The following is a 791-nucleotide window of genomic DNA, read 5'->3' as shown; positions in this document are numbered from 1 at the left end:
TTGCCCTTTTGCCTCTTGTTCTTGGAGAGGAACCACAGGGAAACGGGAATCTGCGTCGTATAGAACAGCTGGGCGGGCATGGCGATGATACAGTCTACCAAATCCGCTTCGATGATGTTTTTCCGGATGTCCCCCTCGCCGCCGGACTGGGAGGAGAGCGAGCCGTTGGCCAGCACCATGCCCATGCGGCCGTTTGGCGCCAGGTGGTAGATCATATGCTGAAGCCACGCAAAGTTGGCGTTGCCCGCGGGCGGCATGCCGTATTGCCAGCGCACGTCGCCGGTGAGCTTATCCGCGCCCCAGTTGGAAAGGTTGAAGGGCGGGTTTGCCATGATGTAATCCGCCCGCAGGGTCGGGTGGCAGTCGTTAAAAAACGTATCGGCATTGTATTTGCCCAGGTCGGCGTCAATGCCGCGGATGGCCAGGTTCATCTGCGCCATTTTCCAGGTGGTGGGGTTGGAATCCTGGCCATAGACGGAGATGTCATTGATATTCCCGGCGTGGTTCTCCACAAATTTGGCAGATTGCACGAACATGCCGCCGCTGCCGCAGCACGGGTCATACACCCGTCCGTTGAACGGCTGGAGCACCTCCACCAGCGTTTTAACCACGCATTCGGGCGTGAAAAATTCACCGGCCAGCTTGCCCTCGTTTTCGGCGAATTTTCGCAGGCAGTATTGATAGGTGCCGCCCAGTATGTCCCGCTCGCTGCCGTGCTCAATCATTTGAATATTGGTAAACAAATCCACCACCTCGCCCAGGCGGCGCTTGTCCAGCTCCGGCCGTGCGAA

General features: G+C 58.2%; 1 protein-coding gene. It reads right to left on the bottom strand.

Annotated elements, in window-relative coordinates; all coding sequences use genetic code 11:
• On the bottom strand, nt 1–791 hold a 791-nt coding region (locus DPQ25_RS14330; protein ID WP_146740580.1), incomplete at both ends, for an N-6 DNA methylase.

The sequence above is a fragment of the Hydrogeniiclostridium mannosilyticum genome (assembly GCF_003268275.1).
GTDB lineage: Bacteria > Bacillota > Clostridia > Oscillospirales > Acutalibacteraceae > Hydrogeniiclostridium > Hydrogeniiclostridium mannosilyticum.
This window is presented reverse-complemented; position numbering and strand designations above follow the sequence as displayed.